Annotated in this window: 21 protein-coding genes; 16 read left to right on the forward strand and 5 right to left on the reverse strand. The window is 65.8% G+C overall.

All coding sequences use genetic code 11. From position 1 onward, the window contains the following. Nucleotides 1-126: 126 nt before the first annotated feature. From M2339_RS15460 to M2339_RS15470, 3 genes are all read left to right on the forward strand, one after another. Nucleotides 127-915: an SDR family oxidoreductase gene (locus M2339_RS15460; RefSeq protein WP_264588020.1), complete on the forward strand. Its 789-nt coding sequence runs from the start codon at nt 127-129 to the stop codon at nt 913-915. A gap of 200 nt (nt 916-1,115) precedes the next feature. Continuing rightward, entirely contained in the window at nt 1,116-1,796 is a 681-nt protein-coding gene (locus M2339_RS15465; RefSeq protein WP_264588019.1) for an epoxyqueuosine reductase QueH, read from the forward strand. 89 nt (nt 1,797-1,885) lie between these two features. After that, nucleotides 1,886-2,638, forward strand: a complete 753-nt coding sequence (locus tag M2339_RS15470) for an SDR family oxidoreductase (RefSeq protein ID WP_264588018.1) — start codon at nt 1,886-1,888, stop codon at nt 2,636-2,638. A gap of 79 nt (nt 2,639-2,717) precedes the next feature. On the opposite strand, the gene M2339_RS15475 is transcribed toward M2339_RS15470, so the two are convergent. Further along, nucleotides 2,718-2,852: an entericidin A/B family lipoprotein gene (locus M2339_RS15475; RefSeq protein WP_181558396.1), complete on the reverse strand. Its 135-nt coding sequence runs from the start codon at nt 2,850-2,852 to the stop codon at nt 2,718-2,720. Nucleotides 2,853-3,039: 187 nt separating this feature from the next. On the opposite strand from M2339_RS15475, the gene M2339_RS15480 reads away from it, so the two are divergent. Then, the gene (locus tag M2339_RS15480) at nt 3,040-3,597 is read left to right on the forward strand and encodes an NADPH-dependent FMN reductase (RefSeq protein WP_264588017.1); all 558 of its coding nucleotides are present in this window, start codon (nt 3,040-3,042) and stop codon (nt 3,595-3,597) included. Nucleotides 3,598-3,604: 7 nt separating this feature from the next. Here the strand turns inward: M2339_RS15480 and M2339_RS15485 are convergent, their stop codons facing one another. Further along, complete coding sequence (locus M2339_RS15485; protein ID WP_264577192.1) at nt 3,605-3,883, reverse strand: hypothetical protein; 279 nt, start codon at nt 3,881-3,883, stop codon at nt 3,605-3,607. A gap of 154 nt (nt 3,884-4,037) precedes the next feature. On the opposite strand from M2339_RS15485, the gene M2339_RS15490 reads away from it, so the two are divergent. The 5 genes from M2339_RS15490 to M2339_RS15510 all read left to right on the forward strand — a co-directional run bounded on the left by M2339_RS15490 (nt 4,038) and on the right by M2339_RS15510 (nt 12,871). Continuing rightward, the gene (locus tag M2339_RS15490; RefSeq protein WP_264588016.1) at nt 4,038-7,382 is read left to right on the forward strand and encodes a DUF2126 domain-containing protein; all 3,345 of its coding nucleotides are present in this window, start codon (nt 4,038-4,040) and stop codon (nt 7,380-7,382) included. Nucleotides 7,383-7,396: 14 nt separating this feature from the next. Further along, complete coding sequence (locus M2339_RS15495) at nt 7,397-9,880, forward strand: circularly permuted type 2 ATP-grasp protein (protein WP_264573830.1); 2,484 nt, start codon at nt 7,397-7,399, stop codon at nt 9,878-9,880. A 23-nt stretch (nt 9,881-9,903) separates the two neighbouring features. Continuing rightward, nucleotides 9,904-10,800 carry a transglutaminase family protein gene (locus M2339_RS15500; RefSeq protein WP_264588015.1) on the forward strand — a complete coding sequence of 299 codons (897 nt, stop codon included), beginning with the start codon at nt 9,904-9,906 and terminating at the stop codon, nt 10,798-10,800. Nucleotides 10,801-10,930: 130 nt separating this feature from the next. Continuing rightward, nucleotides 10,931-11,725 carry a DUF1206 domain-containing protein gene (locus tag M2339_RS15505; RefSeq protein ID WP_264588014.1) on the forward strand — a complete coding sequence of 265 codons (795 nt, stop codon included), beginning with the start codon at nt 10,931-10,933 and terminating at the stop codon, nt 11,723-11,725. 72 nt (nt 11,726-11,797) lie between these two features. Further along, nucleotides 11,798-12,871, forward strand: a complete 1,074-nt coding sequence (locus M2339_RS15510) for an AI-2E family transporter (RefSeq protein ID WP_264588013.1) — start codon at nt 11,798-11,800, stop codon at nt 12,869-12,871. 119 nt (nt 12,872-12,990) lie between these two features. Here the strand turns inward: M2339_RS15510 and rpsT are convergent, their stop codons facing one another. The 3 genes from rpsT to M2339_RS15525 form a co-directional block, all read right to left on the reverse strand. Further along, nucleotides 12,991-13,254, reverse strand: a complete 264-nt coding sequence (gene rpsT, locus M2339_RS15515; protein WP_181558404.1) for a 30S ribosomal protein S20 — start codon at nt 13,252-13,254, stop codon at nt 12,991-12,993. Nucleotides 13,255-13,359: 105 nt separating this feature from the next. Continuing rightward, nucleotides 13,360-14,556 carry an AI-2E family transporter gene (locus M2339_RS15520; protein ID WP_181558405.1) on the reverse strand — a complete coding sequence of 399 codons (1,197 nt, stop codon included), beginning with the start codon at nt 14,554-14,556 and terminating at the stop codon, nt 13,360-13,362. A gap of 89 nt (nt 14,557-14,645) precedes the next feature. Further along, nucleotides 14,646-15,683, reverse strand: a complete 1,038-nt coding sequence (locus M2339_RS15525; protein ID WP_264585900.1) for a quinone-dependent dihydroorotate dehydrogenase — start codon at nt 15,681-15,683, stop codon at nt 14,646-14,648. A gap of 371 nt (nt 15,684-16,054) precedes the next feature. Here M2339_RS15525 and M2339_RS15530 point away from each other — a divergent pair, with 371 nt between their 5' ends. From M2339_RS15530 to M2339_RS15560, 7 genes are all read left to right on the forward strand, one after another. Further along, nucleotides 16,055-16,933, forward strand: coding sequence for an AraC family transcriptional regulator (locus tag M2339_RS15530; protein ID WP_264585899.1), 879 nt, complete (start codon nt 16,055-16,057; stop codon nt 16,931-16,933). Between the two features lie 156 nt (nt 16,934-17,089). Next, a complete protein-coding gene (locus M2339_RS15535) occupies nt 17,090-17,578 on the forward strand; it encodes an RrF2 family transcriptional regulator (protein ID WP_264573823.1) in 489 nt (162 codons plus the stop codon). Next, entirely contained in the window at nt 17,575-19,062 is a 1,488-nt protein-coding gene (gene sufB, locus M2339_RS15540; RefSeq protein ID WP_264585898.1) for a Fe-S cluster assembly protein SufB, read from the forward strand. The genes M2339_RS15535 and sufB overlap by 4 nt, the downstream gene beginning before the upstream one ends. Before the next feature lie 153 nt (nt 19,063-19,215). After that, complete coding sequence (locus M2339_RS15545; RefSeq protein WP_264571816.1) at nt 19,216-19,683, forward strand: hypothetical protein; 468 nt, start codon at nt 19,216-19,218, stop codon at nt 19,681-19,683. Beyond that, nucleotides 19,683-20,429 carry a Fe-S cluster assembly ATPase SufC gene (gene sufC, locus M2339_RS15550; RefSeq protein ID WP_264577202.1) on the forward strand — a complete coding sequence of 249 codons (747 nt, stop codon included), beginning with the start codon at nt 19,683-19,685 and terminating at the stop codon, nt 20,427-20,429. Before M2339_RS15545 ends, sufC begins: the two co-directional genes overlap by 1 nt. Then, entirely contained in the window at nt 20,426-20,770 is a 345-nt protein-coding gene (locus M2339_RS15555; RefSeq protein WP_264588012.1) for a hypothetical protein, read from the forward strand. The genes sufC and M2339_RS15555 overlap by 4 nt, the downstream gene beginning before the upstream one ends. Then, entirely contained in the window at nt 20,770-21,522 is a 753-nt protein-coding gene (locus tag M2339_RS15560; RefSeq protein WP_264588403.1) for a SufD family Fe-S cluster assembly protein, read from the forward strand. The genes M2339_RS15555 and M2339_RS15560 overlap by 1 nt, the downstream gene beginning before the upstream one ends. Nucleotides 21,523-21,701: the final 179 nt, after the last annotated feature.

Raw genomic sequence — 21,701 nt, forward strand, 5'->3', positions numbered from 1 at the left:
CCAGCCGAATTTCCATCGCGCCCTTGGATTCCAGCGTCCGCGGGAATGACGGAGGGAGCGGGCGGTGGCGCGGCTTAGTCGGACGCGCTAGGCTGGGCCGAACGAGAAACACAGGAGAGGCAGGCCATGGATCTGGGCATCAGGGGCCGCAAGGCGATCGTCAATGGCGCCAGCGCCGGCATGGGCAAGAGCGCGGCGATGGCGCTGGCCCGCGAGGGCGTGGACGTGTTCATCTCGGCGCGGGGCGAGGACCGGCTGATGCACGCGGCGCAGGAGATTGCCGATGAGACCGGCGCGCGGGTCGTGCCAATCGTCGCCGATCATGCCAGCGCCGAGGGGCGCGAGCGCATTCTGGCGGCCTGCCCGGAGCCGGACATTCTCGTCGGCACCTGCGCCCCGCCGCCGATGACGCCGGACTATCGCGCGATCACCGGTGAGCAATGGCAGAGCGCTATCGAGATTTCGCTGCTTTCGCCCATTGAGTTCATGCGCCGCGTGCTCGATGGCATGGTGGAGCGCCGATGGGGGCGGGTGGTGAACATCGCCACGGTGGCTGCGAAATATCCCGGCGAAATCCGGGCGCTTTCCGGCAGCACGCGGGCGGCGCTGGTGAACTACAGCGTCGCCGTCTCGAAGGTGGTAGCCAAGCACAATGTCGTCATCAACAACCTGCTGCCGGGCATGCACCACACCGCGACAGTCGAGGACCAGTTCAATGCCCGCGCGAAGGCCAAGGGCACGACCTATGAGGATGAGGTCGCCGAGTTCGTGCGAGACTGGCGGATCGCCAGCGGGCGCTTCGGCAATGCGGACGATGTCGGGGCCTTCGTGGCGATGTTCTGCAGCGAGTTTGCCAACTACACCACGGGCCAGAGCCTCACCATCGATGGCGGTGCCACGACCTCGACCTTTTAGAGGACGGCCGGTTGGTCGGGCGGATGATGAGACATATGATCTCCGTTCGCCCTGAGCCTGTCGAAGGGCTGTCCTTCTCAGCTAAGCCCGAACGGCGTGGGGAAAGGCCGAACCGTGATTGGGGTTAAGGCATAGATCAGTCCACTCGCCCACCGCACAGCGGGTGACGCGCGCCCGGCGATCTGCTAAAGGCGCGCGCCATGACGAACCCCAATAGCCTCGATTACGAACGACCGGTCATCACGCCGCCCGATGGCGAGAAGAAGGTGCTGCTGCACAGCTGTTGCGCGCCCTGCTCGGGCGAGGTGATGGAAGCGATGACCGCGAGCGGCATCGATTACACCATCTTCTTCTACAATCCGAACATCCACCCCAAGGAGGAATATCTGCTGCGCAAGGAGGAGAATATCCGCTTTGCCGAGCAGCATAATATTCCCTTCGTGGATGCCGACTATGACACGGTGAACTGGTTCAAGCGCGCCAAGGGCATGGAGAATGAGCCCGAGCGCGGCGCGCGTTGCACCATGTGCTTCGACATGCGGTTCGAGCGCACGGCGCTTTACGCGCATGAGCATGGCTTCCCGGTCATCACCTCGTCGCTCGGCATCTCGCGCTGGAAGAACATGAACCAGATCAACGATTGCGGGGAGCGCGCGGCGGCGCATTATCCCGGCATCAAATATTGGACGTTCAATTGGCGCAAGGGCGGCGGCGCGGCGCGGATGATCGAGATCAGCAAGCGTGAGCGCTTCTACCAGCAGGAATATTGCGGCTGCGTCTTCTCGCTGCGCGACACCAATGCGCACCGGGTGAGCCAAGGCCGTGAGGAAATCCGCATCGGCGAGCTGTATTATGGGGACGAGCCTTCCGCGCAGGGCTGAGCCATGCGGGAGGGGTTTGACCACAAGAAACGGGACGCGCCCGTCCGGCCGCGCGTCTAGCTGACCGGCTCCACTTATGGAGCTGGATCATGACATTACTGGATCGCAAAGTCGCCATCATCACTGGCGCGAGTTCGGGGATCGGGCGCGCCGCTGCGCTGCTGTTCGCGCAACAGGGCGCGGCCCTCGTGCTGGTTTCCCGACGCGAGGCGGCGCTTGAGAGCGTGGCCGAGTCCATCAGAGCGCAGGGTGGTCGTGCGGCCATTGTCGCGGGCGACGTGCGCGAGGAGGAGACGCACCGCCGAGCCGTTGCGGTCGCCTGTGAGACCTTCGGGGGGCTGCATATCGCGTTCAACAATGCCGGGCTTGTCGGGACGATGCAGCCGTTGGCAGATCTCACGCCGGAGGATTGGTCGCAGGTGCTGCCGGTCAACCTGACGGCGGCTTTCCTCGGCGCCCGCGCGCAGATTCCGGCCATGCTCGATCAAGGCGGCGGCGCGCTCATCTTCACTGGCAGCTTCGTGGGCAATAGCGTCGGCTTGCCGGGCATGTCGGCTTATGGGGCGGCGAAGGCGGGGCTGCTTGGCCTCGTGCGCGGCATTACGGCCGATTACAGCGCGCAGGGCATTCGCGCCAACGCTCTGCTGCCGGGCGGGACGGCGACAGGGATGGCAGGCGATGGCGATCAGCAGGCCTGGGCGGCAAGTCTTCACGCGATGAAGCGGATCGCCCAACCGGAAGAAATCGCGCAGGCGGCGCTATTTCTGGCCAGCGACATGGCGAGCTTTGTGACTGGCTCGGCGCTGTGGGCGGATGGGGGCAACGCCGCCGTCAAATTGTGATGCTGGGGACGTTGATAGTTGGCGGGCGGGCTCTTGAAGGATCGGGCGGCCGTATCAAGGCCGCCCGTGTCACTCTCGCTTAGTTGCCGTCGATCACTTCCTGCCCGGCCTGACCAACCGATTCAATGTCCTTGCCGGCGCCTTTGACAGTCGCGCAAGCCTGGAGTGCGAGGGCCGCGCCGAGCAGCAGAATCAATGTGCCGCGCTGTTTCATGATCGTCTTCCTTCTGTTTGTTCCGGGCGATGAAATGCTTGAGCGAGGGTTCGGTTGCGATTCCCGGTCGGCGGGCGCAGCTTGCAGGGAACGTGTTCGGGGAACGCGTGCCTCGTCGGGCCGTTCAGGAAGGTGAGACGGCTGCGCCTTGGCCGCGCCGGATAGCAACCAGATGAAAGGGTCAGTGATGAGCGGGAAGATCGATGTCGCGGTAATCGTGGGCAGTCTGCGCAAGGACTCGTATAACCGCAAGGCGGCGCTGGAGCTGGCACGCCTCGCCGATGGCGATATGGCGCTGCGGATCGTCGAGATCGGCGATTTGCCGCATTATGATGAAGATGCGGAGACCGACAGCCCGCCCGGGGTGTGGACGCGCTTTCGCAAGGAGATCGCCCCGGCCGACGCGCTGCTGTTCGTCACGCCCGAATATAACCGCTCGGTGCCGGGCGTGCTCAAAAACGCTATCGACGTCGGCTCGCGGCCCTACGGCCAGAGCGTGTGGATGGGTAAGCCGGCGGCGATCATGACCGTCTCGCCCGGAGCGCTCGGCGGGTTCGGCGCCAATCATCATCTGCGCCAGATGCTGGTGTTTCAGGATACGCCGATCCTCCAGCAGCCCGAGGCCTATGTCGGCAACGCGGCCAAGCTGTTCGAGGATGACGGCCGGCTGACGGACAAGAAGACGGAGGATTTTTTCCGCAGCTTCCTGGATGCCTTTCGCAAGCTGATCGACCGGGCGGGCTGACCGGCGCTCAGTTTACGATCGCCTTGAGGCGCCGCCAGATTCGCGTGCGCAGCGGCGTGCGCGATTCGATGCTGAGGCCACGCGCGCGCGCCGCCCGCATGAGATCCCGGGTCAGCGCACGCAGCTGGCGGTCGTTAAGCGCCGTCGACACCCGGTGGTGGCCGCCGCGCATGCCGCTTTCGGCGATATGCAGCGTCAGGATGACGCCATGGTCAGCGCCGCGCCGCTCCCAATCGATAAGCGCCCCGGAAATATACTCCTGCCGCCTGAAATCCTGTTCCGCCATGCCTTCCTCTGTTGCGCCCGGCTTGCGCGCCGTCCTGCTCGTGCAATCCCTGACCGCCGTTTCTTAACGTTTTGGAAAGGCCGGGCCGAGCCGTTGGCGCACCGGGCGTGCATTGTCTATTGCGCATTGCACAATATTCGCATTCACTGTGCGGATGCTCAAAGCTGCAGTCTATCATCGCACGGCCTATCACTACAGCAGGTCGATCCGTCTCGGGCCGCAGATCATCCGGCTTCGACCCGCGCCGCACAGCCGCACCAAGGTGCCGAACTATGCCCTGCGGATCGAGCCGGAGGGCCATTTCATCAACTGGCAGCAGGACCCGCACGGCAATTGGCAGGCGCGGCTGGTCTTTCCCGATCCGGTCGACCGTTTCGTGGTGGAAGTGGATCTGCTCGCCGATCTCGACGTCATCAATCCGTTCGATTTCTTCGTCGAGCCTTATGCCGAGGAGTATCCGTTCGCCTATGACGAGGCGCTGAAGACGGATCTGGCCGCCTATTTCGAGGTCGAGGCGCAGGGGCCTCTGTTCGAGGCGCTGGTGGCGCAGCACGCAGGCCATCAGGGCCGCACCATCGATTTTCTGGTGGAGATCAATCGCCAGCTCGAACAGCGTATCGGCTATGTCATCCGCATGGAAACCGGGGTGCAGACCCCGGAAGAGACCCTGCAGATCGGCACCGGCTCCTGCCGGGACAGCGCCTGGCTGCTGGTGCAGCTGGTGCGGCGGCTGGGCTTCGCGGCGCGGTTCGTCTCGGGCTATTCGATCCAACTGGTTGCGGATGTCGAGCCGGTGGAAGGCCCCAAGGGCGTGACGCGCGACGTGGTCGATCTCCACGCCTGGGCGGAAGTTTATGTGCCGGGCGCTGGCTGGATCGCGCTGGATGCCACTTCCGGCATGTTCGCCGGCGAGGGGCATATCCCGCTCTGTGCATCGCCCCATTATCGCTCGGCTTCGCCCATTGAGGGGCTGGCCGAGCCGGCGGAAGTGGACTTCCGCTTCGAGATGCGCGTCTCGCGCATTGCCGAGGCGGTGCGGATCACCAAACCGTTCACCGATGAGCGCTGGGCCGCGGTGCAGGCGCTGGGCGAGCAGGTGGACGCCGACCTCGTCGCGCAGGATGTGCGGCTGACGACCGGCGGTGAACCGACCTTCGTCGCCGAGAATGGCGGGCAGGAGGATGAGTGGAACGGCGGCGCCGTCGGGCCGACCAAGCAGGGCTATGCGGACAAGCTCGTGCGAGCGCTGCGGGAGAAATTCGCGCCGGGCGGGATGCTCCACCACGGTCAGGGCAAATGGTATCCCGGCGAGAGCCTGCCGCGCTGGGCCTATGCGGTCTACTGGCGCAAGGATGGCGTGCCGGTGTGGCGCGACCCGATGCTGATCGCGCGGGAAGAGGCCGAGCGCAAGCCGCTCGCGACGCCGGCGCTTGCCGCGCGCTTTCTGGCGACTATCGCCGCAGGCCTTGAGGTTCAGCCCGATTATGTCGCGCCGGTCTATGAGGATGAGCAGGAGTGGGCGCGCAAGGCGGAAGATTTGCCCGTCAATGTTACGCCAGACGATAACAAGCTCAGCGATGTCGAGGCGCGCGAGCGGATGAAGAAGGCGTTTGCGATGGGGCTGGTCGAGCCCGTCGGCTATGCCCTGCCCATCCAGCGCTGGCAGGCCGCGCAGACCAAGCCACGCTGGCAGAGCGAGGTCTGGGCGGTGCGCCGGGGCAAGCTCCATGCCGTGCCGGGCGACAGCTCGCTCGGCTATCGCTTGCCGCTGGGCTCGCTGCCCTTCGTGCCGCCGGCCGACTTCCCCTACATCCACCCGCGCGACACGAGCGAACCCCGCGAGCCGCTTGCGGATTATCATGTCCAGCGTGCGGAGCGGGCACACCGGCCGGATGTGCGCGAGCAGATGGTCGCCTCCCGCGCGGAGGCTGGCGGCGCGGCTGCGCAGGAGCGTGTGGAGCAGGAGATCATCGAGGGCGCGGTGCGCACCGCGATCACCGTCGAGCCCAAGGCGCATTATCTCTCCGTCTTCCTGCCGCCGGTGCGTGAGCTGGAGGATTATCTGGAGCTGATCGCGCAGGTGGAGGCCGCAGCCTGCGCCATGCGCGTCGAAGTGCGGATCGAGGGCTATGCTCCGCCGCCCGACCCCCGCCTGCAGGTGCTCAAGATCACGCCCGATCCCGGCGTCATCGAGGTCAATGTGCAGCCGGTCGCGACATGGGGCGAGACGGTCGAACTGACCGAAACGCTCTACGATGTCGCGCGGGCGCTCAAGCTCACGGCCGACAAGTTCATGGTCGATGGGCGCGCGGTGGGGACGGGTGGCGGCAATCATCTCGTGCTCGGCGGGCCGAGCCTCACCGATTCACCGTTCATCCGCAGGCCGGACCTGCTCAAGAGCTTCGTGCTCTACTGGCAGCGCCATCCTTCGCTCAGCTATCTCTTTTCCGGTCTGTTCATTGGTCCCACCAGCCAGGCACCCCGAATCGACGAGGCGCGGCATGACGGGCTGTACGAGCTGGAGGTGGCGCTGGCGCAGGTGCCGAAACCGGGGGAAGGCGCCACGCCACCTCCCTGGCTGGTCGACCGGCTGTTCCGCAACCTGCTGGTGGACGTGACTGGCAATACGCACCGCACCGAGATCTGCATCGACAAGATGTTCTCGCCCGATGGGCCGACCGGGCGGCTGGGGCTGGTCGAGTTCCGCGGCTTCGAGATGCCGCCGGACGCGCGAATGAGTCTGGCGCAGCAATTGCTGCTGCGCGCGCTCACTGCCTGGTTCTGGCGCGAACCGCAGGAAGGTAATCTGGTGCGCTGGGGCACGCGCCTGCACGATCGCTTCATGCTGCCCCATTTCGTCTGGGAGGATTTTCTCGACGTGCTCGGTGACCTCCGCCGGGCCGGTTATGATTTCGACCCCAACTGGTTCGAAGCGCAGAAGCAGTTCCGTTTCCCGGTCCATGGCGCGGTACGGGCCGGCGGGCTGGAACTGGAGATTTCCCATGCGCTGGAGCCTTGGCATGTGCTGGGTGAAACCGGCGCGATCGGCGGCACCGTGCGCTATGTGGACAGCTCAACCGAGCGGCTGCAGGTGCGCGTCTCCGGGCTGGTCGAGGGGCGGCATGTCGTCGCCTGCAACGGGCGTCGGGTGCCATTGGCAGCCACTGGCGTGGCGGGCGAGGCGGTGGGCGGCGTGCGGTACAAGGCGTGGGCGCCGTCAGACTGTCTCCATGCCCGCCTGCCGGTCAACGCACCGCTGACCTTCGATGTGTTCGACGCGTGGAGCGGCCGGTCGCTCGGCGGCTGCGTCTATCATGTGGCGCATCCGGGCGGACGCAATTATGACGACGTGCCGGTGAATGCCTATGAGGCGGAGGCGCGGCGCAAGGCTCGGTTCCAAGATCATGGCCATACGCCGGGCTCCATGGCGCTGCCGCCGGATGAGAAAACGGGGGAATTTCCATTGACGCTCGATCTGCGACGGCCCGCGACCCTTTGAATGCGTCGCTTGCCATGACTGCCGGGGAAGAGGACATCGGCCAGGCCCTCGCGCGCTATGCGCGGGAAGCCGGGCGCGGTGATCTCATGCTCGCGGCGCAGGGCGATCCTGCCATGGCGCATCGCTGGGAAGCGATGTTCGGTGCCATTGCCAGCGCCGCGCGGGGCGGCTTCGCCGGCCTGCAGGCTCGGGCCGACCAGCAGGTCGTCGATCTCGGCATGGCCTTCCGCCTGACCGGCGAGGTTGAGGAGCGCGTCTGGCCGCTCAGTCCCGTGCCGATGCTGATCCACGCGACGCAGTGGCAGGGCATCGAGGCGGGTCTGGCGCAGCGGGCCGATCTGCTCGAGCATGTGCTCGATGATCTCTATGGCGCGTGCAGCCTCGTCGCCAGTGGCGAGCTGCCGGCGGCGATCGTGGCCGGCGCGCCGGATTACTGGCGGCAGATGCGCGGCCTGCCGCCGCCGCGCGGCCACCGGCTGCAATTTTACGCGGTCGATCTGGCGCGCGGGCCGGATGGCGAATGGCGGGTGCTGGCGGATTATGTGCGCACACCGGTCGGTGCCGGCTATGCGCTGGAAAACCGCCTCGCGATGACGCGGGCGACGGATGACGCACTCGGGATCGTCAATTTCGTGCGGCTGGCGCCCTTCTTCTCCGATTTCCGGCAGGGCCTCGCCGCCATCTGTGCCCGGCCCGATCCGCGCATCGCGCTGCTGACGCAGGGGCGCTACAACCAGAGCTATGCCGAGCAGGCGCACCTCGCGCGCTATCTCGGCATCCTGCTGGTCGAGGGGCAGGACCTCACCGTGCGCGACGGGCAGCTTTACGTCCGCACCGTCGAGGGTGTGAAGCGGGTCGATGGGCTGTGGCGGCGGATGGGCACGGACCTGCTCGACCCGCTGGCGTTCGATTCACGCTCGACCATCGGTGTGCCGGATATTTTCGAGGCGATGCGCCATGGCGGCCTTGTCATCGCCAACTGGCCCGGCGCCGGGGTGCTGGAGACGCCGGCGCTCGCCGCGTTCCTGCCGCGCCTCTGCCGCAAGTTGCTCGGCGAGCCGCTGCGTATTCCCAATGTCGCGACATGGTGGTGCGGGCAAGCGAAGGAGCGCGCCCACGTCCGCGAGCAGGCGGACCGGCTGGCCATCGGCTCTGCCTTCGGCTTGCCGGTGCCGGCGATCCCCCATGGCCGCGCGCGCCTGGCCTCGCGCCTCAGTCCGGCCGAGAATGCCGCGTTCCTCGCCGAGCTGGAGCAGCGCCCGATGGATTATATCGGGCAGGAGCTGGTGCAATTGTCCACCACGCCGGCGCTGGTCGATGGCGTGCTGCTGCCCCGCCCGTTCATCCTGCGCGCCTTTCTCGCCCGCGATGCGCATGGCCAGTGGCGCGCAATGCCGGGCGGGTTTGCGCGGCTTGCAGCCCATGACGACATGCGGGCGGTGCTGATGGGGCAGGGCGACATGTCCGCCGACGTCTGCATTGTCGCCGATGAACCGCAGACGGCGGTGGTCACGCTCGACAGCGGTGCGCCGGTCGCCATTCGCCGCGTCGCCGGCACGCTGCCCAGTAAGGCGGCGGATAACTTCTTTTGGCTCGCGCGCTATCTGGAGCGTGGCGAAATGGTGCTGCGGATGATCCGCGTGCTGATCGGCGGCAGCATCGAAGGCGAGGCAGCCTCCGCGCTCGACCGCCCGACGCTCGGCCGCGTGGCCGATACGCTGGTTGCCTGGGGCAGCGCCCGCAAGGACAAGCTGGGTGAAGGCACCGGCAAGCTTTGCGTCCATGCACTCAGCGATCCGGAGATGCCGGGTAGCGTCCAGTCCCTGTTCGAGGCGGCCGAAGCGATTGGCCGGGGCCTGCGCGAGCGGCTGGCGGTGGACTTCTGGCGCCTGCTCAGCCGCCAGATCGACCGGGTGAGCGAAGCGCGCGAATCTCAACTCATGGCCCATGTCGCGCGGCTGCTGGATCGTTGCGCGGCGCTCTCTGGCCTGTCCGCCGAGAATATGGTGCGCGGCGCCGGCTGGCGTTTCCTGGAGCTGGGCCGGCGGCTGGAGCGCGCCATCCACCTTTGCCGGCTGGCGCGCACCTTTGCCGGCGACGATGCCAATGGGCATGATCTCAATCTGTTTCTGGATCTCTGCGATTGCCAGATCAGCTATCGCACCCGCTACCTCTCCGGTCTGGCGCTGGCGCCGGTGCGCGACATGCTGCTGCTGGAGCCGGGCAATCCGCGCTCGCTTGCCTTTCAGGTCGATGCGATTCTCGATCATCTGCGCGCCTTGCCGACGCTGCGCGACGACGGGATGCCCGAGCCGCCGGTGCAACTCGCTCTGGCGCTCTCCGCCCGCCTGCACGCCGCCTCCGCCGAGATGCTCACGGCGCGCGATCTGGAGGTCATCGAGACAGCGCTGCTCGATCTCTCGGATCGGATCGACGATCGGTTCTTCCTCAAGGGCGAGGATGCGCCGCGCGCCTCCGGCATGACGCGGCTGGCATAGATGAGGCGGATGCATAACAGGCGATGAGATATCGGGTCAGCCACATCATCCGCGTCGATTATGATCCGCCCGTGCGGCTGGCGCATTTCAATCTGCGTCTTGCGCCCATCGCATGGCCGGGTCAGCAGGTGCGGGACTATCGCCTCATCGTCGATCCTGTGCCCGACGTGCGCCAGGAGCGCGTCGGTGCCTATCCGTTCAACCTCACCCGCATCGAGATGCTCAAGCCGGTGGCCTCGCTGGAAGTGCGCTCCACCTTCATTGCCGATGTGAGCGAGGCCGAGCTGGATCTGCTTGGCGCCCAGATGAGCGTGACGAAGGTGGCGCAGGCGGCGCTAGCCGTCATGGATGTCGGGCCGATGTCCCCCGTGACCTATATCTTCCCATCCCGCTTGCTACCGCTCGTGCCGCAGATCGCCGCCTGGGCGCGGCCGCATCTGGCGCCCGATGCGGACTGCCTGAGCGCGGCACTGGCGCTGGCCCGGCACATTCAGGCGACCTTCCATTACGACACCAAGGCAACCGAAGCCGATACGCCGGTGGCCGAGGCCTTCTCCATCCGGCGCGGCGTCTGCCAGGATTTCGCGCACATCCTCATCGTCGCGCTGCGTGCCGCCGGTTTGCCGGCGGCTTATGTGAGCGGCTATCTGCGGACCGATCCGCCGCCGGGGCAAGCGCGGCTGGTCGGCGCGGACGCGATGCACGCCTGGGTGGCCTTGTGGTGCGGTCCCCTGCGCGGCTGGGTGGGGATCGATCCCACCAATGGCGTGCTCGCCAATGGCGATCATCTCGTCGTCGGCATGGGCCGGGATTATTCGGACATCTCGCCCATCGACGGCGTGTTCGTCGGCGGCCATTCCCAGAAGACCTTCAATTCGGTGGACGTGTCACCCATGGACAGCCGCGCCACCACCGCCTGACCGTTGCACGGTCCAAGGCCTCCCTTATGAGCGACCTCTCCCGGTCGAGCGAACCTTATCCGATCGACGCATCGGCGCGGAACGTCGCTGCGCCCTGATCGTTAGCGTCGGTGAACAGGGAGATGCGTACATGGATGCCGGAGCCAGACTGACGATGCTCGCGCGCGCCGGCTTCGCGACCCGTGGCGCGCTTTACATCGTCATTGCCTTTCTCGTGTTGCGGGCCGGGCGGGCCGAGGATCCGTCGGGCGCGCTTGAATATCTCGGCGATGGTGGCGGCATGATACTCCTCGGCCTGATGGCGGCGGGGTTGATCGGCTATGGGCTCTGGCGGCTGTCGGACGCCGCTTTCAACATCGAGCAGCATGATGATGATACCAAGGGCAAGATCAGCCGCGTCGGCGCGGCAGCAAGCGGCCTGATCCACCTGTTTCTGGCGTGGCAGGCGATCCGGCTCATGCGGGGCACCTCCGGTGGCTCGGGCGGCGGGACGGAGGAAAGCGCACAGAGCGCCCTCCAATTGCCGGGCGGCTTTATCCTGCTCATCATCGGTGGCCTGATCCTGATCGGGACGGGGCTGTACCAGCTCTTCAAGGCCGCCAAGGGCAGCTACTTGAAGCACCTGGAACCGCAGGTCGCGCGCAAGGCCTGGGCACAATGGACCGGTCGGCTGGGCTATGCGGCGCGTGGGGCGATCTTCCTGATCACTGGCGGTTTTCTGGTCTCTGCGGGGCTGGATTCGCAGGCAAGCGAGGCCGGGGGCATGTCGGATGCGCTCGCCTGGCTGACCAATCCGTGGGACATCCTGATTGCCATCGGCTTGCTCGGTTTTGGCATATTCAGCCTGATCGAAGCGCGTTACCGGCGCCTGCAGACCGTTTCTGCCGGCCCTTTGGCGAGCGGGGCATCGCGCTTCGGCTGGTGAGCGGAAGCCCAACGGTACATTGCGCAGACACCGCGAGGCACTAAGCTGGCGGCGAACGATAAGGGGGATGTCATGACAGTTCAGCAGCGCGAGGCGGATCAGGCGCCGCGCGAACGGCAAGGTCCGGGCGCGCGGATCGCCATGGCGACCGTGATCATTCTGGCGGTCGTGGGCACAGCGTGGCTATTCGTCAAAATGTCCGGCCTGCTGCTGCTGGTCTTCGCGGCGCTGGTGCTGGCGGCCATTCTCGACGCCATAACCCGCGTCATCTGCCGCATCCCCGGGTTGCCGCGCGGGCTTGGGCTGGCGCTTGCAGTGGTGACCCTGCTGGCGGTCATCACCGGCGCCTTTACGCTGTTCGGCACGCAGATCGTCGGCGAATTCGACACCATCCGGGACAGCATTCCGCCCGCCATCGATCAGGTGCAGGCGCTGCTGGAGCGGTTTGGCCTCGGCGACGCCACCCGCGACCTGATCGAGCAGGGGCAGGGCGACCTCTCCAATCTTCTCTCTCAGGCCGGCGGTTATGCGCTCACGGCGGGCAATGGTATAGCCAATCTGGTGCTGCTGTTCGTTGGCGCCATTTTCATCGCCAGCGATCCCGCCGTCTATCGGCGCGGCCTCATCTTGCTGATGCCCCAGCGGGCCGAGTCCCCGCTCGGCGAGGCACTCGATGATGCGGTGCGCGGCTTGCGAGGCTGGATGATGGGACAGGCTGTCTCGTCGGTGGTCGTGGCGGCGTTGACCTGGGCCGGGCTCGCGGCGCTGGGCGTGCCCGCAGCAGGCGGTCTTGGCATTATTGCGGGTCTGCTGGATGTGATCCCGATGATCGGCCCGATCATCGCGGGCGTGCCGGCCGTCCTGCTCGCCTTCACCGTGTCGCCGATGACCGCCTTGTGGACGACCCTGGTTTTTCTCGTCATCCAGCAGTTGCAGGGCAATTTCCTGCAGCCGATGATTCAGAAACAGGCCGTGGACGTGCCGCCCGCCGTGCTGCTCTTCGCGGTAGTGGCGGCCGGGCTTCTGTTCGGCTTCATGGGCATGCTGCTGGCTGCGCCGCTGACGGTGGTGGTGTTCGTGATGGTCCAGCGGATCTATGTGCGGACCCTGCTTGGGAAGAAGATCAAGATCGCCGGGCAGGACTGACGAGCCCGCGAGAGGCGCGGCTGATCATGAGGGACGGAAGGGGCCAGCCGCTCGTCCGGACAACAAAAAAGGCGCCGGAAAGTCCGACGCCGTTCTTGTCTCGAAATCCGCGAGAGCGCTCAGGCCAGGCCGGCGACGCTCTTGGTCAGGCGGCTGAACTTGCGCGAAGCGGTGTTCTTGTGGAGCACGCCACGGGCCACGCCGCGCGACAGCTCAGGCTGTGCGGCGGAAAGGGCTGCCTGCGCCGCCGACTTGTCACCAGCTGCGACCGCTGCTTCCACCTTCTTTACGAGGGTGCGGATGCGGCTCATGCGGCTACCGTTGATCTCGGCGCGACGTGCGTTGCGACGAATGCGCTTCTTTGCCTGCGGCGTATTGGCCATGAAATTCCTCGAACTCGAAACTGTTTTTGGGCGCGCGGCCCGACTCGCCAGGCGGAAGCCGCAGGCGCGCGAAGGCCGGGCCATTAGCCCTGATCCGGGACAGCGTCAACCGCCTTGTGGCGACGAAGCCGGCTTCTGCGTGCCTGTCGCATCGGTGCGTAAGCGCGCTTCCACCTCGCCGACCGGCACGGAAGCGGCATCCGGCAGGTCGTCTGGCTCCGTGATGGGGAGCGCAGCCTCATCCTGCCCGCGCATCCCGGCCACGATGTTCCAGGTGGCGATGAACAGGGCAGCGATAACCGGACCGATCACCAGCCCGCTGAAGCCGAACAGTTGCAGCCCCCCCAGCGTGGTGATGAGCACCAGATAGTCCGGCATCCTGGTATCCCGCCCGACGAGGATCGGCCGCAGCAGATTATCCACCATCCCGATCACGAAGATGCCGCAGAAGATGAGGATGAGCGCTTGGGCCAGCGCGCCGCTGACCAGCAGGTAGACTGCGACCGGCACCCAGACGATGCCGGTACCCACGGCGGGCAGCAGCGAGAAGAAGCCCATCATCACGCCCCACAGCAAGGCGCCTTCGACGCCTAGCAGCCAGAACACGACCCCGCCGATGAAGCCCTGCACGATGGCGACGATAATGCTGCCCTTCACGGTCGCGCGGATCACCAGCACGAACTGGCGGAGCAGTTCCCGGCGCGGGCCATCGCGCAGTGGCGTCCGCTTGATCACGCTCTCCATGAGCGTCTCGCCGTCGCGTAGGAGGAAATAGGTGAGATAGAGCATGACGGTGAACGCGATGAACAGGCTGAACGCACTCTGGCCGATGTTGACGGCCTGCGCTGCCACGAACTGGAAGCTGTCTGCCGCCGCTTCGCGCAGCCGCTCTTGCGCGGCATTGAAATTGTCGAGCCCGTAACGCTGGAGCCAGCTTTCGGACCAAGCGGGCATGCTGGCGCGCAGATCATCGAACAATTGCGCGAAGTTGATCTCGCCGGACTGAATGCGCGCGTAGAACACGCTCGCTTCCTGGATCAGCGCGATGGTGAGCAGCAGCGCCGGTACGATCACCAGTGCGATGATGAGCAGCAACGTCAGGCCGGCAGCAGCGCTGGGCCAGCGCGGCATGATGTCGCGAATCTCGCGATGCACCGGCTGGAACAGGATGGCGATGATCACGCCCCACAGGATCGCCTGGAAATAAGGCTCCAGAATGAACGCGAAGGCGACCGTGATGAGGATGACCAGCGCGAGAAAGGCGTGATCCTCGATCTTGCGGGGCGGTGGGCTGGCATCCATGATGGGCGAATTCCGTTCAGTTCGTCTGGCGCGACCTCATCGCAAAAACAGCGCAAAGGCAATGTCGATCCGTTGAGGTCGGCGATTCCTCAGCGCGTATCGACCCCGACAGCCTGGCTGATCGACGTGAACCCATCCCGGCGCAAGAGATCGGCGAGCCCGGCATTGATGCGCGCGGGCAGATACGGCCCCTCATAGACCATCGCCGAATAGAGCTGGATGAGGCTCGCGCCGGCGCGGATGCGGGCATAGGCCTGCTCGGCGGTACGGATGCCGCCGGCGCCGATCAACGGCAGCCGGTCGCCGAGGCGCTGGCGGAAATCGCGCAGGCGGCCAAGGGCCATATCATGCAGCGGTGCGCCGGACAGGCCACCCGATTCCCCGGCATTGGCGGAGCGGAGGGAGGCCGGACGGCTGATCGTGGTGTTCGTTACGATCAGTCCGTCGATGCGGTGCTGCAAAGCCAGTTCCGCGATGTCGTCGACGTCCGCCGGCTCGAGATCGGGTGCGATCTTAAGCAGCATCGGCGGCCCATCCTCTGCACGCGCGGCCATCACGCGGCCGAGCAGGGCGTCGAGCGCGCCCCGGTCCTGCAGGGCGCGCAGGCCGGGGGTATTGGGCGACGACACATTGACGGTGAGGTAATGGCAATGGGGGCTCATGGCCCGCACACCTTCCTCATAATCGGCAATGCGATCCTCGGTGTCCTTGTTGGCGCCGATGTTGATGCCGATGATCAGCCCCCGTGGCTTGCCGCGTCGACCGAGCCGGGCGCAGGCCGCCGGTTGCCCGCCATTGTTGAACCCCAGCCGGTTGATGATGCCGCCATCCTCGACCAGCCGGAAAATGCGCGGGCGTGGATTGCCGACCTGTGGGCGTGGGGTCAGCGTCCCCAGTTCTCCAAAGCCGAAGCCCAGCGCGCCGACCCGGTCAATCACCTCGCCATTCTTGTCGAACCCGGCAGCGAGGCCGACGGGGCTGGCGAAGTCCAGTCCGAACAGCCGCTGGGCCAGAACTGGGTCCGGCTTGGGGGCGGAGGGCAAAGGCAGGCGCAGCGCGGCAAGGGCGAGCCCATGGGCGCGCTCCGCGTCGAGCGCGAACAGGAGAGGGCGGAGCTTCTGGTACATGCCGCGCGCTATGCCAGCGCTCGGTCAAGCGGTCAAAGGGCAGCGCGACGGAGCCGTGGCGTGGAATGTCCACCGGGCTACGATTCGCATTATCATGACGATTCCGTCCAATCCAAGCTGAACGAATCGCGTTACGGCGAGACTGCGACCCGAAGGGCTCTTGGTCATTTGGCTCAGAGACCTTGAACTTTAGCGGTCTGGCGGGTGATATTGCCTGCCGGGCCGCTTTTTTATTTGCCGCATCAGCGATTTGTGCGAAAGGTCGGTCAGGGTGGAGCACGCGATGGCGTGGCCTTGGCCCTGCCGAACTGCCAGTCCTTCCGATCGAACATTTCGGCTCGTCTTTCCCTGGAGAGTGGTCAGGGTCGCGCGTGCGTCACAGATTCTCCGTTGCCGATACTGCGGACATGGTAGCGCTCAGCTACTTCGTTCCGCCTGTCGATCTGGCACATTATTTTGGCGCAATGTACTTGTTCACGGCGGACCAGCCGCGCGTGGCGGACCATACCCGTGCGGACTTCGCGCAAATTCGCTTCATGCTCGCCGGTTCGGGCGCCTATCGGTTCGTGGACGGGCACCGGGCGGAGACCCCTGAATGCTGCCTGCTCGGCGCGACCAGCGCGGCGACGCATTTCGATGTGCACGGGCCGCTGCAGGTGTTCGGCGTTTCCGTTCTACCGCTGGGCTGGGCGGCGCTGCGGGCGGGCGATGCGGATGCGGCATCCGATGATGTCGTCGATCTCGCTGCCCGGTTCGGCCCGGGCTGGACCGACATGCTCTCGGCGCTGCGGAGGATCGATGATCCCGGCAGCGCGGAAGCTATCTTCTGGGCTTTCATCCGCGATCACCTTCATCCCGTCCCGGATGCAGAGCGCAAATTCATCGAGGTCGTGGACCGCTGGCTGGCAGACGAACAGTCGCCGCGGGTCGAGGTGCTGCAGGAGACGACGGGCCTTTCCGCGCGCCAGCTCGCGCGCTGGTGTAACCGCCTGTACGGCGCGCCGCCCAAATATCTGGCGCGAAAGTATCGGGCGCTGCGCTGTGCCCAGGTTCTGGCGCGCGAAGATCTGGAATGGGCGGAAGTGAGCGGCGATGCCTTCTATGACCAGTCGCATTTCATCCGCGAGATCAAGCATTTCACGGGTCTCACGCCCACCGAACTGCGCGAGCGGGCCAGCATCGTGATTCGCCTCTCGATGAAGCGCGCGGAGCTGAAGGGCGGGATCGCCAGGTTGAGCCAGATCAGCTGACTCGCCAGCCGCTGTCGCCTGCCCGCCCCTGATGGCGTAAGGCAACAGAAGCGCCCGCGCTGCGAATTGCTCTGCTTTCGGGCTTGATTTCCGGCGAGCGCCGGCCCATTTGCGCAATCAGACCGATTTACTCCGATTTGAGAGTCGTTTGCAAACATGCGCCTGTCGAGCCTTGCCGATTATGCCGTGCTGATGATGCGGACCGCCGCCTCGCAGTGCGGTGGCGCGCGGGCGAATGCGGCGAGCCTCTCGGCCAAGGCCGGCATTCCGGTGCCGACGGGACAGAAGCTTGCGAGCCTGCTCGGACGGGCCGGGCTGATCAAGGCGACGCGTGGCAGCGGCGGCGGCATCAAGCTGGCGCGCCCGGCGGCGGCGATCACGCTGGCCGACATCATCGAAGCGGTCGATGGACCGATCGCGCTCACTGGCTGCCTCGAGCCGCACGGGGCGGAATGCTGCGCCCTCTCGCAGCCCTGTGACATCCGCCCGCACTGGATCGGCGTCAACGCGCTGGTCCGCGATGCGCTGGCGCATGTCACGCTGGCTCATCTCATCGCTTCCCCTGAAACGCTGCCGGTTGCGGCTTTCTCGCCTCCGGGCCTGACTGGCCCTGCAAGCGCCACCGCCATGGAGTCCGTGCAATGACTGCCCCGGTCGATACCCGCCCCAAGAATGAAGATGCGCTCGCCGCCGCCAAGAAGGTGAGCGACTATGAGTGGGGCTTCAGTTCGGACATCGAGCAGGAGTTCGCGCCCAAGGGCCTGAGCGAGGACACTGTCCGCTTCATCTCGGCCAAGAAGAACGAGCCGGAATGGATGTTGGAGTGGCGCCTCAAGGCCTATCGCCACTGGCTGACGATGGACTCGCCGGACTGGGCGAAGCTCAACGTGCCGCCCATCGATTATCAGGACGCCTATTATTATGCGGCGCCCAAGAAGAAGGTCGAGCTGGGGAGCCTGGACGAGCTCGATCCGGAGATCCGCCGGACTTACGAGAAGCTGGGCATTCCAATCGAGGAGCAGAAAGTGCTCGCCAATGTCGCGGGCGCGCGCCGGGTCGCTGTGGACGCCGTGTTCGACAGCGTTTCGGTCGCCACCACCTTCCGCAAGGAACTGGAGGAAGCCGGCGTCATCTTCCGCTCGATCAGCGAGGCGATCCGCGAGTTCCCCGATCTGGTGAAGAAGTGGCTCGGCAAGGTCGTGCCGATGCATGACAATTACTTCGCCACGTTGAACTGCGCGGTCTTCTCGGATGGCACCTTCGTCTACATTCCCGAGGGCGTCCGCTGCCCGATGGAGCTCTCCACCTATTTCCGCATCAATGCCGAGAATACCGGCCAGTTCGAGCGCACACTGATCGTCGCCGACAAGGGCAGCTACGTCTCCTATCTGGAAGGCTGCACCGCCCCGCAGCGCGACGAGAATCAGCTCCACGCTGCCGTGGTCGAACTGGTCGCGCTCGACGATGCCGAGATCAAATATTCGACCGTGCAGAACTGGTACCCCGGGGATGCTGAGGGCAAGGGCGGCATCTACAATTTCGTCACCAAGCGCGCGCTCTGCCAGGGGCGCAATAGCAAGGTGAGCTGGACTCAGGTGGAAACCGGCAGCGCGATCACGTGGAAATATCCCAGCTGCGTGCTGAACGGCGAGAACAGCGTCGGCGAGTTCTACTCGGTGGCTGTGACCAACAATCGCCAGCAGGCCGATACCGGCACCAAGATGATCCACAACGGGAAGAACACCCGTTCGACGATCGTCTCCAAGGGCATCAGCGCCGGCAAGTCCAATGGCACCTATCGCGGCCTTGTGCGGATGAGCGCCAATGCGGAAGGGGCGCGCAACTTCACCCAGTGCGATTCGCTGCTGCTGGGTGACCAGTGCGGCGCCCACACCGTGCCCTATATCGAGGTGAAGAACCCGAGCGCCATCGTCGAGCATGAGGCGACGACGAGCAAGATCAGCGACGATCAGCTCTTCTACGCCCTGCAGCGCGGGCTGGATCAGGAAGCGGCGGTGAGCCTTATCGTCAACGGCTTTGCGAAGGACGTGCTCCAGCAACTGCCGATGGAATTCGCGGTGGAAGCACAGAAGCTGCTCGGGATTTCGTTGGAAGGGTCGGTGGGGTGACTTCTACCTTGTCCTCCCACGTCATGCCGGACCTGATCCGGCATCCCGCTTCTTACGACGCGGCGCCGAAGGGCAGCTGGACCCCGGATCAAGTCCGGGGTGACGAACATTAAACACCCTCTCCCTGAGCGGGCTTTTACAGGAACGAGACTTTTGAGCGACGAAGACGATATCCAGGATGCCCTCGCCGATTTCGCGGAAGATGTCGGCAATGGCCAGTCGTGGACGGCGGCCATCCGCATCCTGACCGAGGATTATGAACTGGAAGAGGGCGAGCTTCAGCCGCGTGCCGTCCAGGATTTCGGCGATCTCGATGCCTATCAGGCGCAGTGCCGCGAGGCGCTGGCCAAGGGCGATGCGACGTTCACCGAGCGGCTGCGGACGGACAAGGCGTTCCACAAGGCGAAGGCGCCCAACCTCGCGCGCATGGGGCCGGTGAGCGAGTTCGTCGTGGGCCTGCTGGAGAAGGGCGCACCGGAGCCGGGCGCCGACTGGTGGCCCTATATGCCGATCAAGCGGCACATCGACACGCTGTTCCCCGCCCCCGGCGACGTGCGCGACATGGCCTTCTGGACGGCCCGCACGCTCATCCGCCAGCACGAGCAGGAAGGCGCGCGCTGATGCTGATCATCGACAATCTCCACACCGAAATCGACGGCAAGGCCATCCTCAAGGGCCTCAGCCTCTCGATCAATGCGGGGGAAATCCACGCGATCATGGGGCCGAACGGCGCGGGCAAGTCCACGCTGGCCTATACGCTTGGCGGCCGGCCCGGCTATGAAGCGACGCAGGGCAGCGTCTCGTTCAACGGCGCCGATCTGCTCGACATGGAGCCGCATGAGCGCGCCGCCGCCGGCTTGTTCCTCGGCTTCCAATATCCGGTCGAGATTCCTGGCGTTTCCAATGTCCAGTTCCTGCGCGAGGCGCTGAACAGCCAGCGCCGCGTCCGCGGGGAAGAGCCGCTGTCCGCCGCCGATTTCCTGCGGCTGGCGCGCGAGAAGGCGGCGCTGCTCGGCATGGACATGGAGATGCTCAAGCGCCCGGTGAATGTGGGCTTTTCCGGCGGCGAGAAGAAGCGCGCCGAGATGGTCCACATGGGCATATTGGACCCGAAGCTGGCGATTCTCGACGAGACCGATTCCGGCCTCGATATCGATGCGCTCAAGACCGTGGGCGCAGGGATCAACGCGATCATGCGCGCGCCGGACAAGGCCGTGCTGCTCATCACCCATTATCAGCGCCTGCTCGATTATGTGCAGCCGGACTTCGTGCACGTGCTTGCCGCGGGCCGCATCGTGAAATCGGGCGGACCGGAACTGGCGCTGGCGCTGGAGAAGGACGGCTATGCCGAGGTGGTCGCCGCATGAGTCTGATTGCCGCCTTGGTGCTTGCCCAGAGCGCCGTCGCCGCGCCGCCGGTACCGAATGAGGGTGCGGCTGCCGAGGACATCACCGTCATCGCGCAGCGCCTGCGCGGCGTCCAAGTGGGCATGACCCGTGACGCGGCGGGCAAATATCATTGCGGATTGAGTGAATCGACCGGCGTGCGCAAGCTCGACGCGGCCTTGTGCAAGGCCACGACGCAATGCGTGCGCAATGGCAAGGCGACGCAGGACGAGGTGCGCGCCTGTGTGGACAAGGCCCGGCCCTCGTTGGTCGCGCGCATTCGCGAGTATCTGTCGATCGAGCGTGCGGGAGGCGGCGCATGATGGCACCGGCAACGCTCCCCACGCGCCGCGACGAGGCCTGGCGCTATAGCGACCTCGATGCCGTGGCGCAGGTCTGGCCCGTGGGCGCGCCCGAGCGGATCGTCGTCGCGCCCGGCGAAGTGCGCACGCTGGCGCTGCTGCAGGATGGCACGGACGGCGAGAGCATCGTGCGCGATCATCTGGTCGAGATCGGCGCGGGCGGGACGCTCAACGTCCATCTGCTGAACAGCGGCGGCACGCTGGGGCGGGTCACCTTCGACGTGACGCTGGCGCGCCATGCGCATTTCGAGCTGAAGGCGGCGTTGATCGGTGGCGCGTCGCAGACCATCGAGCTGGTGACGACGCTCAACCATGCCGAGCCGGAAGCGACCAGTGCGCAGACCGTGCGGGCGATCGCGGCGGGCAAGGCGACGACCAATTATCTCGGGCAGATCCGCGTCGCGCGCGATGCACAGAAGACCGATGCCGCGCAGAGCTTCAAGGCGATGCTGCTCGGCCGTACCGCCACGGCCAATGCCAAGCCGGAGCTGGAGATCTTCGCCGATGACGTGAAGTGCGCCCATGGCGCCAGCATCGGCCAGCTCGATGCCGCTGCCTTGTTCTACATGGCCTCGCGCGGGATCGATCCGGCGAGCGCCAAGGCGCTGCTGCTCGAAGCCTTCATCGCCGGGCTGTTCGACGACATGGCCGACGAGGCCGAGCGCGAGCGGTTCGGAACGGTGGCGCGGGCCCGGTTGGAGGCGCTGGGATGATGGTGCGTGCTGCTCTTCTGAACGGTTCGCTGGCTTCTGCCGCCCCCGTGCTCCTGCGAAGGCAGGGGTCTAGGGCGCAACCGACTGCCCTTGCCGCCCTGGGCTCCTGCCTTCGCAGGAGCACGGGAAGGGACGGTGCTGGGCGTGTCTCGACTTCGCTCGACACGAACGGGAGGGTG

Origin of the sequence: Sphingobium sp. B2D3C (genome assembly GCF_025961835.1) — a bacterium.
GTDB lineage: Bacteria > Pseudomonadota > Alphaproteobacteria > Sphingomonadales > Sphingomonadaceae > Sphingobium.

What these genes read in the sequence shown, in the direction of transcription:
- M2339_RS15460 (WP_264588020.1), top strand. Translation starts at nt 127, where the DNA reads ATGGATCTGGGCATCAGGGGCCGCAAGGCGATCGTCAATGGCGCCAGC.
- sufB (WP_264585898.1), top strand. Translation starts at nt 17,575, where the DNA reads ATGACTGCCCCGGTCGATACCCGCCCCAAGAATGAAGATGCGCTCGCC.
- M2339_RS15485 (WP_264577192.1), bottom strand. Translation starts at nt 3,883, where the DNA reads ATGGCGGAACAGGATTTCAGGCGGCAGGAGTATATTTCCGGGGCGCTT.
- M2339_RS15475 (WP_181558396.1), bottom strand. Translation starts at nt 2,852, where the DNA reads ATGAAACAGCGCGGCACATTGATTCTGCTGCTCGGCGCGGCCCTCGCA.
- M2339_RS15525 (WP_264585900.1), bottom strand. Translation starts at nt 15,683, where the DNA reads ATGTACCAGAAGCTCCGCCCTCTCCTGTTCGCGCTCGACGCGGAGCGC.
- rpsT (WP_181558404.1), bottom strand. Translation starts at nt 13,254, where the DNA reads ATGGCCAATACGCCGCAGGCAAAGAAGCGCATTCGTCGCAACGCACGT.
- sufC (WP_264577202.1), top strand. Translation starts at nt 19,683, where the DNA reads ATGCTGATCATCGACAATCTCCACACCGAAATCGACGGCAAGGCCATC.
- M2339_RS15500 (WP_264588015.1), top strand. Translation starts at nt 9,904, where the DNA reads ATGAGATATCGGGTCAGCCACATCATCCGCGTCGATTATGATCCGCCC.
- M2339_RS15490 (WP_264588016.1), top strand. Translation starts at nt 4,038, where the DNA reads ATGCTCAAAGCTGCAGTCTATCATCGCACGGCCTATCACTACAGCAGG.
- M2339_RS15535 (WP_264573823.1), top strand. Translation starts at nt 17,090, where the DNA reads ATGCGCCTGTCGAGCCTTGCCGATTATGCCGTGCTGATGATGCGGACC.
- M2339_RS15510 (WP_264588013.1), top strand. Translation starts at nt 11,798, where the DNA reads ATGACAGTTCAGCAGCGCGAGGCGGATCAGGCGCCGCGCGAACGGCAA.
- M2339_RS15505 (WP_264588014.1), top strand. Translation starts at nt 10,931, where the DNA reads ATGGATGCCGGAGCCAGACTGACGATGCTCGCGCGCGCCGGCTTCGCG.
- M2339_RS15520 (WP_181558405.1), bottom strand. Translation starts at nt 14,556, where the DNA reads ATGGATGCCAGCCCACCGCCCCGCAAGATCGAGGATCACGCCTTTCTC.
- M2339_RS15555 (WP_264588012.1), top strand. Translation starts at nt 20,426, where the DNA reads ATGAGTCTGATTGCCGCCTTGGTGCTTGCCCAGAGCGCCGTCGCCGCG.
- M2339_RS15495 (WP_264573830.1), top strand. Translation starts at nt 7,397, where the DNA reads ATGACTGCCGGGGAAGAGGACATCGGCCAGGCCCTCGCGCGCTATGCG.
- M2339_RS15465 (WP_264588019.1), top strand. Translation starts at nt 1,116, where the DNA reads ATGACGAACCCCAATAGCCTCGATTACGAACGACCGGTCATCACGCCG.
- M2339_RS15470 (WP_264588018.1), top strand. Translation starts at nt 1,886, where the DNA reads ATGACATTACTGGATCGCAAAGTCGCCATCATCACTGGCGCGAGTTCG.
- M2339_RS15480 (WP_264588017.1), top strand. Translation starts at nt 3,040, where the DNA reads ATGAGCGGGAAGATCGATGTCGCGGTAATCGTGGGCAGTCTGCGCAAG.
- M2339_RS15560 (WP_264588403.1), top strand. Translation starts at nt 20,770, where the DNA reads ATGGCACCGGCAACGCTCCCCACGCGCCGCGACGAGGCCTGGCGCTAT.